The organism is Jiangella asiatica (assembly GCF_004349065.1).
GTDB lineage: Bacteria > Actinomycetota > Actinomycetes > Jiangellales > Jiangellaceae > Jiangella > Jiangella asiatica.
The window spans coordinates 13,085-27,689 of record NZ_SMKZ01000027.1 but is presented as its reverse complement, the minus strand read 5'-3'; the positions used below and the strand labels follow the sequence as shown (position 1 = coordinate 27,689).

Genomic DNA, 14,605 nt, shown 5'->3' with positions numbered 1-14,605 from the left:
GACCGCCGAAGATCGTGGCGCGGCAGGGCCTCAGCGGGACTGGCTGATCCAGGCCGCGTGCAGGCCGGCGTAGACGCCGCCCTTCTGCACCAGCTCGGCGTGCGGGCCGGCCTCCACGAGCCGGCCCTTGTCGAACACGAACACCTCGTCGGCGGCCTCGGCCGTGGACAGCCGGTGCGCGATGGTCACCGACGTGCGCCCGCGCGAGATGCCCTCCAGCGCTCGCGCCAGCCGCACCTCCGTCGCCGGGTCCACGGCGCTGGTGGCCTCGTCCAGCACCAGCAGGTCCGGGTCGGCCAGGTACGCCCGGGCCAGCGCCACCAGCTGCCGCTCCCCCGCCGACAGCGACTCGCCCCGCTGCCCGACCGGCGTGTCCAGCCCGGCCGGCAGCGTCTGCGCCCATTCGGCCAGCCCCAGCTCGGTGATGGCCAGCCAGAGGTCGTCGTCGGTGGCGCCCGGACGCCCGTAGCGCAGGTTCGCCGCCAGCGTGTCGTCGAAGAGGAATCCCTCCTGCGGCACCATGACCACCCGTTCGCGCAGCGACGAGAAGCGCACGTCGCGCAGGTCGGTGTCGTCGACGAGCACCCGGCCGGACACCGGGTCCATGAGCCGGGTGAGCAGCTTGGCGAAGGTCGTCTTGCCCGACCCGGTCTCACCGACCACGGCCACCCGGGTGTGGCGCGCGATGGCGACGTCGACGTCCCGCAGCACCGTCGGCCCGTTCGGGTAGGCGTACGACACCTTCTCGAAGCGCACGTCGACGGGGCCGCGCGGCAGGCTGACTCCGTCGGGACCCGGGTCGACGACGTCGGCCGGCGTGTCGAGGATGCCCAGCACCCGACGCCAGCCGGCGATGGCGTTCTGGGCCTCGCTGAGCACCTCCGTGCCCACCTGGACCGGCGCCACGAACAGCGTGACCAGGAACAGGAACGCCAGCATCCGGCCCAGGGTGATGTCGCCGGCGACCCCCAGCAGCACACCGACCACGACGATGGCGGCGTTGACCAGGCCGGCCACCACCTCGCCGGTGGAGAACGCCGTCGCCGCCAGCCGCTGCGCCCGGCTCGCCGCCGCCCGGTGCGACTCGACGGCGTCGTCGATGCGCCGCTGGGTGCGCGCCTCGACCGCGTAGGCCCGCACCGCCTGGGCACCGACGACCGACTCGGAGATGGCGCCCAGCATGAAGCCGACCCGCTCGCGCACGGTCATGTAGGCGGCGGACAGCATCCGCTGGAACGTCCGCAGCGCCAGGAACAGTGGCAGGAAGCAGATCCAGACCAGCAGTGTCAGCTGCCACGAGTAGACGGCCATGAGGACCGTCGCGATCATCAGCTGTCCGATACTGACCAGCATGATCAGCCCGCCCCATTGGACGAACTGCGAGATCGTGTCGACGTCGCTGGTGACCCGGGACACCAGCGAGCCGCGCCGCTCGGTGTCCTGGGTGAGCACGGACAGGTCGTGGACGTGCCGGAACGCCTTGGTCCGCAGCGTCGCCAGGCCGGCCTCGCTGGCTCTGAAGACCCGGCGGTTCATCAGATAGGCGGCGACGACGGTGACCAGTACACCGCCCGCGGCCAGCGCCACCATCCAGCGGACGTAGCCGATGTCGGCGCCGCCGGGGGCGTTCAGGCCGCCGTCGACCGTCTGCTGGACGGCGACCGGCACCACCACGCGGCCGGCGGTGGCGACGACCGCCAGGAGCAGCGTCAGCGTCAGCCCGTGGGTGATCTCCGGCGACAGCGCCAGGCCACGGCGCAGCGTCCCCCACGCGGAGTCGATCCGGACGTCGCCGAGCCGGGATGCGGTGCTCACGACGCGTCCTCCGTCCGGTCCATCGCGCGTTCGGCGGCGTCGCGCTCGTAGGCGGTGATGAGGTCGCGGTATCCGGGCGAGCGCGCCAGCAGGTCGGCGTGGACGCCACGGGCGGAAACCCGGCCCTCGTCGACATAGACGACCTCGTCGGCCAGCGCGATCGTGGCCCGCCGGTAGGCCACGACGACGACGGTGGACGGCAGCGCCGCCTCGCGCAGTCCGGCCAGGATGCGCCGCTCCACCTCCGGGTCGACCGCGCTGGTGGCGTCGTCGAGCACGAGCAGCCGCGGCCGGCGCACGAGCGCCCGGGCCAGCGCCAGCCGTTGCCGCTGGCCACCGGAGAGAGTGGCACCGCGCTCGCCGATGCGCGCGTCGAGGCCGCCGTCGAGCTCGCGGACGAAGGTGGCGCCCTGGGCGAGTCGCAGCGCCGCCCAGACGTCGTCGTCGCCGGCCTCGAGACCGAGCGTGACGTTGTCGCGGACGGTGTCCTCGAAGACGAACGGCTGCTGGAAGACCAGCGAGACCGCCCCGGCGACGGCGCCGGGCTCCAGCTGACGCACGTCGGTGCCGTCGAGCAGCACCGCGCCGGTCTGCGGGTCGACCAGCCGGACCAGCAGGCTGGCCAGCGTGGACTTGCCCGAACCGGTGGAGCCGACGACGGCGACCGTGCGGCCGGGCTCGACGTCGAGGTGGACGCCGTCGAGCACCGGGGTGCCCTCGACGTAGGAGTAGCTGACGTCACGGATGCCGAGGTGAGCCGCGTCGCCCTGCCCGCGCAGGCTGCCGGTGCCGTGCGGCAGCGCGCCGGTGGCGTCCAGCACCGCCGACACCCGTCGCCAGCCGACGGTGGCCCGAGGCAGCTCGCCGAGGACGAAGCCGATGGCCCGGATCGGGAACGCGGTGATGGTGAGCAGATACGCCACCTGCACCAGCGTGCCGGCCTCGAGGGTGCCGTCGGCCACCCGCGCGGACCCGATGGCCAGCACCGCCAGCACACCCAGGTTGGGCAGCGCCTCCAGCATCGGGTCGAACGCGCCGCGCACCCGGCCGACCGCCGCGTTCGCGTCGCGTAGCTGGCCGGCGACCTTCGCGAACCGCGTGGTCTCGTCGGCCTCGCGGCCCATCGCCTTCACCACGAGCGCGCCGTCGAACGACTCGTGTGCCACTCCCGAAAGCTCCGCGCGCAGTGCCTGCGCCCGGGTGGCCAGCGGCGACAGCCGACGCTGGTAGACGAAGTTCAGCAGCAGGATGGCCGGGAACACCAGTGCGCCGACCAGCGCCAGCAGCGGGTCGGCCAGGAACATGGACACCAGCGCGAACACCAGCATGACCACGACGCCCAGCGCGAACGGCAGCGGCGCGATGGGCCAGAACGTCGCCTCGACGTCGGCGTTCGCGTTGGACAGCAGCTTGCCGGTGGAGTGCCGATGGTGCCACGACAATGGCAGCCGCAGATACTGGCGGGTGACCCGGCGCCGGTAGCGGGCGTTCAGCGAATACTGCCCGAGCCCGGCGAAGTAGCGCCGCACCACGATGCCCGCCGCCTTGACCAGCGCCGTCACCATGATCGCCAGCGCAGCCAGCGCGAGTGCCCTGGTGGTGGTCTCGCCGTCGCGGAACGCCGGCACCACCACCTGGTCGGTGACCCGCCCGATGACCTCGGCCGCGGCCACCGTCGCGATGCCGTACACCGCGCTGCCGGCCACCGCGACACCGAGAATGACCGGCTCGTCCCGCATGGCCCGAACGAGGATGCGCAACCCCTCGCGCAGGGTCGCCTGCCGCTCGTCCCTCACATCACTCGCTCTCATCGCGTCGCGGCCACGGGTCCTGCGAGCAGGCGTGCTGAACCGTCGCGAATCCGTGGGGTGCCCGGCTTTGTACGGTACCAACCGCCACCGACACCCCTGAACCGCGATCCCCGCCGATCCCCCGCCCCGTCGTCAGCGGACGGAGTGACCGGCGGCGGCCAGTGCACCCTTCACGTCACCGATGCGCAGGTCGCCGAAGTGGAAGACGCTCGCGGCCAGGACGGCGTCGGCGCCGGCGTCCACCGCCGGCGCGAAGTGCGCCAGCTCGCCCGCTCCCCCGCTGGCGATCACGGGAACGTCGACGACGGCGCGCACCGCGGCCAGCATGTCCTGGTCGTAGCCGTCCTTGGTGCCGTCGGCGTCCATCGAGTTCAGCAGGATCTCGCCGGCACCGAGCTCGGCGGCGCGCGCGGCCCAGGCGACCGCGTCGATGCCGGTGCCCCGCCGGCCGCCGTGCGTCGTCACCTCGAAGCCGGACTCGGTGCCGCCGCCGCGCCGGGCGTCGACGGACAGCACGAGCACCTGCGCGCCGAACCGGCCGGCGATCTCCCCGACCAGCTCCGGCCGGGCGACGGCGGCGGTGTTCACGCCCACCTTGTCCGCGCCGGCGCGCAGCAGCCGGTCGACGTCGTCGACGGAGCGGACGCCGCCGCCGACGGTCAGCGGGATGAACACCTGCTCGGCCGTGCGCGCGACCACGTCGTACATGGTGGAGCGGTCGTCGCTGGACGCGGTGATGTCGAGGAACACCAGCTCGTCGGCGCCCTCGGCACCGTAGGCGGCGGCCAGCTCGACGGGGTCGCCGGCGTCGCGCAGGTCGGTGAAGCGCACCCCCTTGACGACGCGCCCGGCGTCGACGTCCAGGCAGGGGATGACGCGGACCGCGACGCTCACGCCGTCGCCACCTTCAGCGCCTCCTCGAGGGTGAAGTTGCCCTCGTAGAGCGCCGTGCCGATGATCGCGCCCTCGACGCCCAGCGGCACCAGCGACCGCAGCGCCGCGACGTCGTCGAGGGTGGACACGCCGCCACTGGCCACCACCGGCTTGTCGGTGCGCGCACACACCTCGCGCAGCAGGTCCAGGTTGGGGCCGCGCAGCATGCCGTCCTTGTTCACGTCGGTGACGACGTAGCGCGCGCAGCCGTCGCGGTCCAGCCGCGCGAGCACCTCCCACAGGTCTCCGCCCTCGCGCGTCCAGCCGCGGGCGGCGAGCGTGGTGCCGCGCACGTCGAGGCCGACGGCGACGCGGTCGCCGTGCCGGGCGATGGCCCGCGCCGTCCAGTCCGGGTCCTCCAGCGCCGCGGTCCCGATGTTGACCCGCCGGCATCCTGTCGCCAGCGCGTTCTCCAGCGAGTCGTCGTCGCGGATGCCGCCGGACAGCTCGACGTCCACGTCGAGACGGCCCACGACGTCGGCGAGCAGCTCGCGGTTGGACCCACGACCGAACGCCGCGTCCAGGTCGACCAGGTGCACCCACGGCGCGCCGGCGCGCTGCCAGTTCAGCGCGGCCGTGAGCGGGTCGCCGTACGACCGTTCGGTACCGGCCTCACCCTGGACGAGCTGAACGGCGCGGCCCTCCGTCACGTCGACGGCGGGCAGCAGCTCCAACGTGGTCACGGCTGTCCATTCCCTTCTGCGGTGCATCACCAGGATTGCTCGCGCATCACGAGGCTTGCACACATGGTGCGACACGAGATCTCGTGCTGAACGTGATCATTCCGGGAGGTGGGGTCAGATCTTGACGGCGCGGAAACGGAGGCGGCGGTAGTCCGCCCACCAGGCTTCGTCGTGCCAGAGCGTGGGACGGGCGAGGTCCTCGGCGCGCCGCAACGCCTCCGGCGGCAGGTCCTCGATGGCGGCGCCGGCGAACATCGCCAGCCACTTCGCCAGCCCGTCGGCCCCGGTCAGCTTGGTCGGCCGGTCGTAGAAGTCCAGCTGCCTGATCTCGAGCCCGGCGTCCTCGAGCATGGCCGCGTACTCGGCCGGCGAGTTGAAGAACCACGGCCACGCCCGGTCCGGCAGGCCCGCCTCGCGGCTGGCGCGGTCGACCGCGGCGGTGATGGAGGCGACGTTGCCGGTGGCGCCCATCTCGGCGACGAACCGCCCGCCGTCGCGCAGCGCGTCGGAGACGCAGCCGAGCACCTCGACCTGCGCCGGCATCCAATGCAGCGCGGCGTTGGAGACGACGCCGTCGACCGGCTCGTCGACGGTGAAGTCGTGCGCGTCGGCGACCCGCAGCTCCGCGGCGTCACCGAGCCGTTCCCTGGCCGCCTCGATCATCGCCGGGTCGGCGTCGATGCCGATGACCCGAGCCCCGGCGTCGATGAGTCGTGAGGTCAGCTCACCGGTGCCGCACCCGAGGTCCAGGATGGACTCGCCGGGCTGCGGGCTCAGCCAGTCCAGCAGCTCGGCACCGTACGCGGCCACGAACGCGAAGTCGCGGTCGTAGGCCTGCGAGTCCCAGTTGGTCACTGTCACAACCCTCTCACCCAGTTCTCCAGCAGCCGCAGCCCGCCGTCACCGGACTTCTCCGGGTGGAACTGCGTCGCCGTGAGGGGCCCGTTCTCGACGGCGGCGACGAAACGGTCGCCGTCGTGCTCGGACCAGACGACCACCGGTGGCTTGATCCGCTCCGGTGGAGGCAGCTCCCAGCTCCGTACGCCGTAGGAGTGCACGAAGTAGAACCGCTCGTTCTCAATGCCGTCGAAGAGCGTCGAGCCGGCCGGCACGTCGACGCTGTTCCAGCCCATGTGTGGCAGCGGGCTGGCGCGCAGACGCTCGACGGTGCCCGGCCACTCGCCGATGCCCTCGGTCGTCACGCCGTGCTCGACGCCCCGTTCGAACAGCACCTGCATGCCCACGCAGATGCCCAGCACCGGCCGGCCGCCGGCGAGGCGCCGCCCGACGACCTCCGGCGCGCGCACCTTCAGCAGCCCGGCCATGCAGGCGGCGAAAGCACCCACCCCCGGCACGACCAACCCGTCGGCGTCGGCCGCGGCGGCACGGTCCGCGGTCAGCGTGACCTGGGCGCCGACCTTCTCCAGCGCCCGCACGGCGGAGCGCACGTTGCCCGAACCGTAGTCGAGCACGACGACGCGGCGACCGCTCATCTGTCACCTCGGCATGTCACACTGCGATCGTGAGTCTGGACGAGCGCACCGGTGCACAGCTGGTCCCACGGCGCTGGCCGCGACGGATGGCGGTCGGCTCGGCCGCGGTGGCCGGGCTCACCCTGGCCACCACCGGCGCCGGCGGCTGGTACTTCGCCGACGAACTGCTGCGGGTGCGCCCGGAGCCGCCGGAGTTCCCGCTGCGCGTGCTCGAGACCGGCGCGTCGTCGATCACCCTGTCCGGCGACGACGCCGACCACCCTGGCGTGATCGGCCTGCACTGGCCCGGCGGCTACGCGCGGGCCGGCGGCGACGTGACGGTGGACGGCGACGGCGTCGTCGTGCGTGGGCTCGTGCCCTACCCGGACCGCCCGGAGGCCGGCACCCAGGTGCGCATCGACTCCTACGCCGCGCCGGCAGACCTCGTGGCGTTCGCCGAGGTCAGCGGCCTGAAGCTCGAGGAGAGCTGGTACGACGGCCCACTCGGCCGCTACCCGGCGACGCTGGTGCCGGCGCCGTCGGCGGCCCGCGGTGCCCCAGGACCTGCCGACCGCTGGGTCGTCCACGTCCACGGGCGCGGCGCCACTCGTGCCGAGGCGCACCGGCTCATCCCAGCGTTGCACCGGCTGGGTCACCCGCAGCTGTCCATCGCCTACCGCAACGACGACGGTGCCCCGGGCACGCCGCAGCGGGCGTACGGTCTGGGCTGGACCGAAGCCGCCGACCTCGCCGCCGCCGTCGACGACGCCCGGGGCCGCGGCGCCCGCGACGTCGTCCTGGTCGGCTACTCGATGGGCGGCGCCATCGTCGGCAACTACCTGCGCACGCAGCGCCGAGAGGGCACCGACGACATCGCCGGTGTCGTGTACGACTCCCCGGCGCTGTCCTGGCCGGACATCCTGGTCTACCAGGCACGTCAGCGCGGACTGCCGTCGCTGGGCGCCACCGTCGCGGGGTCGGTGGTGCGTGCCCGCACCGGCATCAACGTCTGGGCCATGGATCAGGTGGTCCACGCCGACGAGCTCGACGTCCCGGTACTGCTGGTGCACGGCGCAGACGACCCGACGGTTCCCGTCACCTCGTCCGACGCGTTCGCCGCGGCCCGGCCCGACCTGGTCACCTACCTGCGGACGCAAGCCCTGCACGTGCAGAGCTGGAACCGCGACCCGCGGCGCTACGAGGCCACCCTCGCGGCGTTCCTGGCCGACCTGCCCTAGCCGCTGCCCGCGCCGCAGCGTCACAACGCGCCCTTCGTGGACGGGACGCCACGCTCGCGCGGGTCGATGGCCACGGCGGTACGCAGCGCTCGGGCGACGGCCTTGAACTGCGCCTCGGCGATGTGGTGGGGGTCGCGGCCGGCGAGCACGCGCACGTGCATGGTCAGCCCGCCGTGGTGGGCGAGGCTCTCCAGCACGTGCGCGGTCAGCGACCCGGTGAAGTGGCCGCCGATCATCACGTACTCCTGCCCGGCGGGCTCCCCGGAGTGCACGAAGTAGGGCCGGCCGGACACGTCGACGACGGCATGCGCCAGGGCCTCGTCCAGCGGCACGGTCGCCTCGCCGTAGCGGACGATGCCGAGCTTGTCGCCCAGCGCCTCACGCAGCGCCTGACCGATGACGATGGCGGTGTCCTCGACGGTGTGGTGCGCGTCGATGTGGGTGTCGCCCTCGGACCGGACGGACAGGTCGATCAGCGAGTGCCGCGACAGGGCGGTCAGCATGTGGTCGTAGAACGGCACCGTGGTGGCGATGTCGTGCACGCCCGCGCCGTCGAGGTTCAGCTCGACGCTGACCTTGCTCTCGCTGGTCGCGCGCTCGACCTTCGCGGTGCGGCTCATGTGTGCTCCTTCAGTACCTCGACGAGCGCTTCCCTGAACGCCGTCGTCTCCTCCGGGGTGCCCACGGACACCCGCAGCCAGCCGTCAGGGCCGGTCTCGCGGATGAGCACGCCGTGGTCGAGCAGGCTCCGCCAGACCGCGTGCCGGTCGGCAAACCGCCCGAACAGCACGAAGTTCGCGTCGGAGTCGGCGACCTCCAGCCCGATGCCGCGCAGCCACGCCGCGAGCGCGTCGCGCTCCTCGCGCAGCTGCGCCACCCGGGCCTGCAGCTCGGCGGCGTGCTCCAGGGCGACGACGGCGACGGCCTGGGTGACCGCCGACAGGTGGTACGGCAGCCGCACGACCCGCAGCACGTCGATCACCTGCTCCGACGCCGCAGCGTACCCGACCCGGGCACCGGCGAAGGCGAACGCCTTGCTCATGGTGCGCGCGACGATGAGCCGCGGGTGGTCGGCCAGCAGCGTCAGCGCGCTGGGGACGCCGTCGCGGCGGAACTCCGTGTACGCCTCGTCCACGACGACCATGCCGTCGGTGGCCTCGTGCAGCGCCGTGACGGTGTCGAGCGGTACGGCGGTGCCGGTGGGGTTGTTCGGCGAGGCGATGAGGATGACGGACGGCTGGTGCTCGGCGACCGCCTTCAACGCGGTCTCGGCGTCGATGGAGAAGTCGTCGTCGCGCCGGCCGACCACCCACCGCGTCGAGGTGTCGCGGGCGTACTCCGGGTACATGGAGTACGTCGGCGCGAAGCTGAGCGCCGTACGACCCGGCCCGCCGAAGGCCTGCAGGATCTGCAGCATGATCTCGTTGGACCCGTTGGCCGCCCACACCTGCTCGGTGCGCAGGGCGACGCCGGACTCGCGGTCGAGGTAGCCGGCCAGCCGTTCCCTCAGCGTCGTGGCCTCGCGGTCCGGGTAGCGGTTGAGCCCGCGGACGGTGTGCGCGACGGCCCGGGCGGCATCGGCTACCAGCTGCTCCGACGGCGGGAACGGGTTCTCGTTGACGTTCAGGCAGACCGGCACGTCGAGCTGCGGCGCGCCGTAGGGCTCGACGCCGCGCAGCTCGTCGCGGATAGGCAGGTCAGTCATCCTCGAACCTCGCCGTGATGGCGGCGCCGTGCGCCGGCAGGTCCTCCGCGTCGGCCAGGGCGCGCACGTGCCCGCCGACGTCCTGGAGCGCGGCCCGGTCGTACTCGACGACGTGCACGCCGCGCAGGAACGACTGCACCGACAGGCCGGACGAGTGCCGCGCGCTGCCGCCGGTGGGCAGCACGTGGTTGGACCCGGCGGCATAGTCGCCCAGGCTGACCGGCGACCACGGCCCGACGAAGACGGCGCCGGCGTTGCGCACCCGCGCGGCCACGGCGGCGGCGTCGCGAGTCTGGATCTCCAGGTGTTCCGCGGCGTACGCGTCGACGACGGCGAGCCCCTGCGCGATGTCGTCGACCAGCACGATGCCGGACTGCTCACCAGCCAGGGCGGTGCGCACCCGCTCGTCGTGCTTGGTGGCCGCGACCCGCGTCCGCAGCTCGTCGTCGACGGTGTCGGCGAGCGCTTCGCTGTCGGTGACCAGCACCGACGCGGCGAGCGGATCGTGCTCGGCCTGGCTGACGAGGTCCGCGGCGACATGCACCGGGTCGGCGGAGTCGTCGGCGAGGACGGCGATCTCCGTCGGGCCGGCCTCGGCATCGATGCCCACGACCCCGCGCAGGAGGCGCTTCGCCGCCGCGACGTAGACGTTGCCGGGCCCGGTGACCAGGTCGACCGGATCGCAGAGGCTGACGCCGTCGTCGTCGCGCAGGCCGTAGGCGAGCATGGCCAGCGCCTGCGCGCCGCCGACCGCGTAGACCTCGGTGACGCCCAGCAGCGCGCACGCGGCCAGGATGGTCGGGTGCGGCCGACCGCCCGCACCGCGCTGGGGCGGGCTGGCGATGGCCAGGCTCTCGACCCCCGCCTCCTGGGCCGGGACCACGTTCATGACCACGCTGCTCGGGTAGACGGCCAGCCCGCCGGGCACGTACAGTCCGACCCGGCCGACCGGGACCCAGCGCTCGGTGACCGTGCCGCCGGGGACGACGGTGGTGGTGACCTCGGCGCGGCGCTGGTCGCCGTGGACCCTGCGGGCGCGCGCGACGGACTCCTCCAGCGCCGCCCGGACGGTCGGGTCGAGGCTGGTCAGGGCGTCGTCGATGGCCTGCCGCGGCACTCGCACGTCGTCCAGCTCCACGCCGTCGAAGCGCGCCGTCAGCTCCTTGACCGCCGACAGCCCGCGACGGCGCACGTCCGCGCAGATCGGCCGGACGGCGTCGAGCGCGGCGTCGACGTCGACCGGGGCGCGTGGGACGAGCGAGCGGTAGTCGAGGGACTCGCCGGCGGCGAGCCTCCCCCGCAGGTCGATGCGGCGTATCACTCACCCGAGTGTATGTGCGCTGCTCACCACCCGGACGCATTGCCCGCATACCAAGACGCCGTCTCACCCGGCGGTGCGCCAACGAGCAAGTGAGGCGAGCATGCGCCGCTGACGCTGGTCGAGCGGTCGGCCGGCAGAGGGCTCGCGAGCCATCACGAGGACATCGCGTGCGGCACCAGGGCTACAAGCATGGTGCGACACGAGATTTCGTGCTGAACGTGATCATTCAAGGCGGGAGGAGGATGGCGGTGGGACGAAGGTGCGCTCAGGTGAAGAGGGCGCGGGCCATCGCGGGGATCGACGCGGCCACCTCGCGCAGGTAGCCCTGCCGGGTGCCGGGCGGGTTGGAGTCCATGGAGTCGTGGGCGACGCCGACCGCGTCCAGGCCCAGCGACCGGCACAGGGCGACGGTGCGCGGCAGGTGGAAGCGCTGGCTGACGACGAGGACCCGATCGAGCTCGAACTCGTCGCGGGCCCGGCGGCACGACGCCCAGCTGTCGACGCCGAGTGGGTCCTCGATGATCGCCTCCTCGGGCACGCCGGCCTCGACGAGGTACTGGCGCATGGCGGCCGGCTCGTCGTGCCCGCCCGGGCCGGTGCCGCCGCTGACCAGCAGCGTGCGGGTGCGGCCGAGGTGGTACAGCGCCGCTGCGACCTCCAGGCGGCCGGCGAGCAGCCGGGACGGCCGGCCGTCGGACCGGATGCCGGCGCCCATCACCATGGTGACGTCGGTGGGCGGCGCGTCGGCCGGGTCGGCGAGGATGCGCCCCGCGCTGGCCGCGTACGCCCACGCCGTCGGCGCCGCCAAGACGACGACGGCGGCCGCGGCGGCCAGGGCGACCCACCGGCGCGGTGTCATGCGCCACGCCTTCCGCTCCCGGCGCGGCGCCGGCCGCTCCCCTGTCGCCGGCGCCGCCTCAGGCACGCTCGTCCTCACCGAGCACCGGCGCGAGGTAGCCGTGCGGCGCCGCCGTCAGCTCACCGACCAGCGCGTCCCGCTCGGCGCCGTCGGCGGTGACTACCTGCTCGATCCGCCGTTCGCCGCGCGCCTGTTGCCTCGTCACCCAGCCGTCCCTCCCTCAGTGATCCCCAACGTCCGGCGCCCGCTCAGGGTGCCCGGGCGTTGGGCAACCCATGATCATCAACGATTGCCGGCGCGATAGCACCCGAAATCGTTGATGATCATGGGAGGGAGTGGAAGCGGCGGGACGCTCAGCGCTGGACCGACTCCGTCGCGCCGAGGGAGGCGAGGTCGGCCCGGGTCGGCAGGCCTTCCCAGTCGCCGAGGACCGTGCAGGCCAGCGCGCCTGCGACGGCCGCGGTCTCCAGCCGCCGCTCGGCGTCGGCGCCGTCCATGAGCTCGGCCAGGTAGCCGGCCACGAACGCGTCGCCGGCGCCGACGGTGTCGACCACCGTCACCGGGACGGCCGGTGTCGCCCGGACCACCCCGTCGACGAGCGAGACCGCACCGTCGCCGCCCATCTTGATCACCACCTGCTTCGGGCCCAGGTCGGACAGGGCACGGGCGAGCTGCTCCGGGTCGCCGTCGGGGACGACGAGCGACGCCTCCTCCGGGCCGGCGAAGACCACGTCGGCCTGCCGGACCAGCGGCTCGAGCGCGGCGCCCGCGTCGGCCCGGCTCCACAGCGCCGAGCGGTAGTTGACGTCGAGCGACACCGTCGTGCCGTGCCGGCGCGCGGTGTCCACGGCCAGCTGGACCGCCGAGGCCGGGCCGGGTCCGAGCGCGGGGGTGATGCCGGTGACGTGCAGCACCGACGCCTGGGCGATCGCCTCCACCGGGACGTCGAACGCCGTCATCGCCGAGGCCGCGCTGCCGGCGCGGTAGTAGCGGACGTGGGTGCGCTGGCTGGTCGGCCGCTCCTTGACCATCAGCCCGGTGCGCCGGGTGTCGTCGACGGCGGCGACGGCGGTGACGCCCTCGGCGCGCAGCTCGCGCAGGATCAGCTCGCCGAAGCCGTCGTCGCCGACCCGGCTGACCCAGGTGGCGGGCGCGCCCAGCCGCCGTACCCCGACCGCGACGTTGAGCTCGGCCCCGGCGACGGACAGCTTGAGGTCGCGGTGGTGCGCCCACCCGCCTATTTCCGCGGCCGCCGTCAGCGCCATCGCCTCGCCGAGGGTGACCAGACCGCCGGTCATGCGGCACCGGCCTTCGCGTCGCGGACGGCGGCCAGCGCCTTCGCGGCCCGCTCGGCCAGGGCGCCGAGGTCGCCACCGTCGGCGGCGTCGCCCAGCAGCGGACCACCGAGCCCCACGCCGGCCGCGCCGGCGCGGATCCAGTCGCCGATGTTGTCGAGGCTGACCCCACCGGTGGGCATGATCTCGATGTCCGGGAACGGTCCGTGCAGTGCGCTGATGTACGACGGCCCGACCGCGGAGCCCGGGAACAGCTTGACGACGCTCGCGCCGGCCCGCCACGCCGCCAGCACCTCGGTCGGCGTGAACGCGCCCGGGTAGGCGGGGATGCCGGCCTCGCGCGCCACCGCCACCACGTCCGGCTCCACCGACGGCGACACCACGAAACCCGCACCGGCCTCGACGACGGCGCGCGCCTGGGCGGCGTCGGTCACCGTCCCCGCGCCGACGTCGACGGTGTCGGGCAGCTCCTGGCGGATGGCGCGGATCGCGTCGACGGCGCCGGGCGAGGTGAGGGTGATCTCCAGGCAGGTGATGCCGGCGTCGACCAGGGTCCGGCTGACCTCGGCGAAGCGGTCGGCCGTGCGGGCGCGCAGGATCGCCATGACCCCGGTGTCGCGCAGCTGGGCGCTCGGTCGGATGCGGTCGGCGGTCGTCATCGTTGTTCCTCTCTCGACGAGGGTGGGGTGACACTGGACGGCGACGGTGCCGGCGCGCCGAGCAGGGCGGAGATCTCCCGGCCGGCCGCGGCGACCAGCTCGCCGAGCGGGCCGAAGCGGTCGGGTGAGACCCGGGTGGCCAGGCCCGAGACCGACACCGCCGCCGCCACCACGCCGGTGTGGTCGAACACCGGCGCGGCGACACAGCGGATGTCGTGCTCGTTCTCGATGTCGTCGACGACGTAGCCACGTTCGCGCGCGGCGGCGAGACCGGCGCGGAACTCGTCGGGGTCGGTGACGGTGCGCTCGGTGCGGGCGGTGAGGCCGTGCGCGATGACCAGCTCGACCTCGTCGGCGTCGGCGAAGGCGAGGTAGGCGCGGCCGACCCCGGTGGAGTGCGACGGCTGGCGCGATCCGATGGTCGAGTTCATGCGGACCCGCCCCGGTCCGTCGATCTTGTCGATGTAGACCATGTGCGGCAGGTCCGGCAGCACGAGGTGGACCGACTCGCCCGACCGCTCGACCAGCCGGCGCAGCGTGGGCTGGGCCAGGGCGCGCAGGTCGACGGAGTCGAGGTAGACGCGGCCCAGCTGGGCGGTGCGCGGCCCGAGCACATAGCGTCCGTGGTCGACGCGGACCAGCCCGGTCTCCGTCATCGGCTGGAGCAGGCGCAGGGCGGAGCTCTTGTGCACGCCGACGGACTGGGCCAGCTCGGTGAGGGTCGCGCCGCCGGACCGCGTGGTGGCCGTGACGGCGTCGAGGAGGGCGAGCCCGCGGCGCAGGGACGACGAGTTGTTCCGCTCCACGCGCGCCT

At 73.7% G+C, this 14,605-nt stretch carries 15 protein-coding genes; 1 reads left to right on the top strand and 14 read right to left on the bottom strand.

Features of this window, described 5'->3' with window-relative positions; genetic code table 11:
- Positions 1-30 precede the first annotated feature (30 nt).
- The 6 genes from E1269_RS18485 to hisH form a co-directional block, all read right to left on the bottom strand.
- Positions 31-1,815, bottom strand: a complete 1,785-nt coding sequence (locus E1269_RS18485) for an ABC transporter ATP-binding protein (protein ID WP_131897194.1) — start codon at positions 1,813-1,815, stop codon at positions 31-33.
- Complete coding sequence (locus tag E1269_RS18480; protein ID WP_131897192.1) at positions 1,812-3,626, bottom strand: ABC transporter ATP-binding protein; 1,815 nt, start codon at positions 3,624-3,626, stop codon at positions 1,812-1,814. The genes E1269_RS18485 and E1269_RS18480 overlap by 4 nt, the downstream gene beginning before the upstream one ends.
- 132 nt (positions 3,627-3,758) lie before the next feature.
- The gene (gene hisF / locus E1269_RS18475) at positions 3,759-4,520 is read right to left on the bottom strand and encodes an imidazole glycerol phosphate synthase subunit HisF (protein WP_131897190.1); all 762 of its coding nucleotides are present in this window, start codon (positions 4,518-4,520) and stop codon (positions 3,759-3,761) included.
- The gene (gene priA / locus E1269_RS18470; protein ID WP_131897188.1) at positions 4,517-5,269 is read right to left on the bottom strand and encodes a bifunctional 1-(5-phosphoribosyl)-5-((5-phosphoribosylamino)methylideneamino)imidazole-4-carboxamide isomerase/phosphoribosylanthranilate isomerase PriA; all 753 of its coding nucleotides are present in this window, start codon (positions 5,267-5,269) and stop codon (positions 4,517-4,519) included. The genes hisF and priA overlap by 4 nt, the downstream gene beginning before the upstream one ends.
- 87 nt (positions 5,270-5,356) lie before the next feature.
- Positions 5,357-6,097 carry a class I SAM-dependent methyltransferase gene (locus E1269_RS18465; protein WP_131897186.1) on the bottom strand — a complete coding sequence of 247 codons (741 nt, stop codon included), beginning with the start codon at positions 6,095-6,097 and terminating at the stop codon, positions 5,357-5,359.
- A gap of 2 nt (positions 6,098-6,099) precedes the next feature.
- Positions 6,100-6,735 carry an imidazole glycerol phosphate synthase subunit HisH gene (gene hisH / locus E1269_RS18460; RefSeq protein ID WP_131897184.1) on the bottom strand — a complete coding sequence of 212 codons (636 nt, stop codon included), beginning with the start codon at positions 6,733-6,735 and terminating at the stop codon, positions 6,100-6,102.
- A gap of 29 nt (positions 6,736-6,764) precedes the next feature.
- Here hisH and E1269_RS18455 point away from each other — a divergent pair, with 29 nt between their 5' ends.
- On the top strand, positions 6,765-7,952 hold the full coding sequence (locus E1269_RS18455; protein ID WP_131897182.1) for an alpha/beta hydrolase: 1,188 nt from the start codon (positions 6,765-6,767) through the stop codon (positions 7,950-7,952).
- A 20-nt stretch (positions 7,953-7,972) separates the two neighbouring features.
- Here the strand turns inward: E1269_RS18455 and hisB are convergent, their stop codons facing one another.
- The 8 genes from hisB to E1269_RS18420 all read right to left on the bottom strand — a co-directional run bounded on the left by hisB (position 7,973) and on the right by E1269_RS18420 (position 14,597).
- Entirely contained in the window at positions 7,973-8,572 is a 600-nt protein-coding gene (hisB, locus tag E1269_RS18450; protein WP_131897180.1) for an imidazoleglycerol-phosphate dehydratase HisB, read from the bottom strand.
- Positions 8,569-9,657, bottom strand: a complete 1,089-nt coding sequence (locus E1269_RS18445; protein ID WP_131897178.1) for a histidinol-phosphate transaminase — start codon at positions 9,655-9,657, stop codon at positions 8,569-8,571. Before E1269_RS18445 ends, hisB begins: the two co-directional genes overlap by 4 nt.
- Positions 9,650-10,978: a histidinol dehydrogenase gene (gene hisD / locus E1269_RS18440; RefSeq protein WP_131897176.1), complete on the bottom strand. Its 1,329-nt coding sequence runs from the start codon at positions 10,976-10,978 to the stop codon at positions 9,650-9,652. Before hisD ends, E1269_RS18445 begins: the two co-directional genes overlap by 8 nt.
- Positions 10,979-11,243: 265 nt before the next feature.
- Positions 11,244-11,837, bottom strand: coding sequence for a SanA/YdcF family protein (locus tag E1269_RS18435; protein WP_131897174.1), 594 nt, complete (start codon positions 11,835-11,837; stop codon positions 11,244-11,246).
- Positions 11,838-11,895: 58 nt separating this feature from the next.
- Positions 11,896-12,042: a hypothetical protein gene (locus E1269_RS32355; protein WP_162606492.1), complete on the bottom strand. Its 147-nt coding sequence runs from the start codon at positions 12,040-12,042 to the stop codon at positions 11,896-11,898.
- Positions 12,043-12,190: 148 nt separating this feature from the next.
- Complete coding sequence (locus E1269_RS18430) at positions 12,191-13,135, bottom strand: sugar kinase (RefSeq protein WP_131897173.1); 945 nt, start codon at positions 13,133-13,135, stop codon at positions 12,191-12,193.
- Positions 13,132-13,791, bottom strand: a complete 660-nt coding sequence (locus E1269_RS18425) for a bifunctional 4-hydroxy-2-oxoglutarate aldolase/2-dehydro-3-deoxy-phosphogluconate aldolase (RefSeq protein ID WP_131897171.1) — start codon at positions 13,789-13,791, stop codon at positions 13,132-13,134. The genes E1269_RS18430 and E1269_RS18425 overlap by 4 nt, the downstream gene beginning before the upstream one ends.
- Positions 13,788-14,597: an IclR family transcriptional regulator gene (locus tag E1269_RS18420; protein WP_131897169.1), complete on the bottom strand. Its 810-nt coding sequence runs from the start codon at positions 14,595-14,597 to the stop codon at positions 13,788-13,790. Before E1269_RS18420 ends, E1269_RS18425 begins: the two co-directional genes overlap by 4 nt.
- Positions 14,598-14,605 lie beyond the last annotated feature (8 nt).

What these genes read in the sequence shown, in the direction of transcription:
- hisH (WP_131897184.1), bottom strand. Translation starts at nt 6,735, where the DNA reads ATGAGCGGTCGCCGCGTCGTCGTGCTCGACTACGGTTCGGGCAACGTG.
- hisB (WP_131897180.1), bottom strand. Translation starts at nt 8,572, where the DNA reads ATGAGCCGCACCGCGAAGGTCGAGCGCGCGACCAGCGAGAGCAAGGTC.
- priA (WP_131897188.1), bottom strand. Translation starts at nt 5,269, where the DNA reads ATGCACCGCAGAAGGGAATGGACAGCCGTGACCACGTTGGAGCTGCTG.
- E1269_RS18425 (WP_131897171.1), bottom strand. Translation starts at nt 13,791, where the DNA reads ATGACGACCGCCGACCGCATCCGACCGAGCGCCCAGCTGCGCGACACC.
- E1269_RS18435 (WP_131897174.1), bottom strand. Translation starts at nt 11,837, where the DNA reads ATGACACCGCGCCGGTGGGTCGCCCTGGCCGCCGCGGCCGCCGTCGTC.
- E1269_RS18445 (WP_131897178.1), bottom strand. Translation starts at nt 9,657, where the DNA reads ATGACTGACCTGCCTATCCGCGACGAGCTGCGCGGCGTCGAGCCCTAC.
- E1269_RS18430 (WP_131897173.1), bottom strand. Translation starts at nt 13,135, where the DNA reads ATGACCGGCGGTCTGGTCACCCTCGGCGAGGCGATGGCGCTGACGGCG.
- E1269_RS18480 (WP_131897192.1), bottom strand. Translation starts at nt 3,626, where the DNA reads ATGAGAGCGAGTGATGTGAGGGACGAGCGGCAGGCGACCCTGCGCGAG.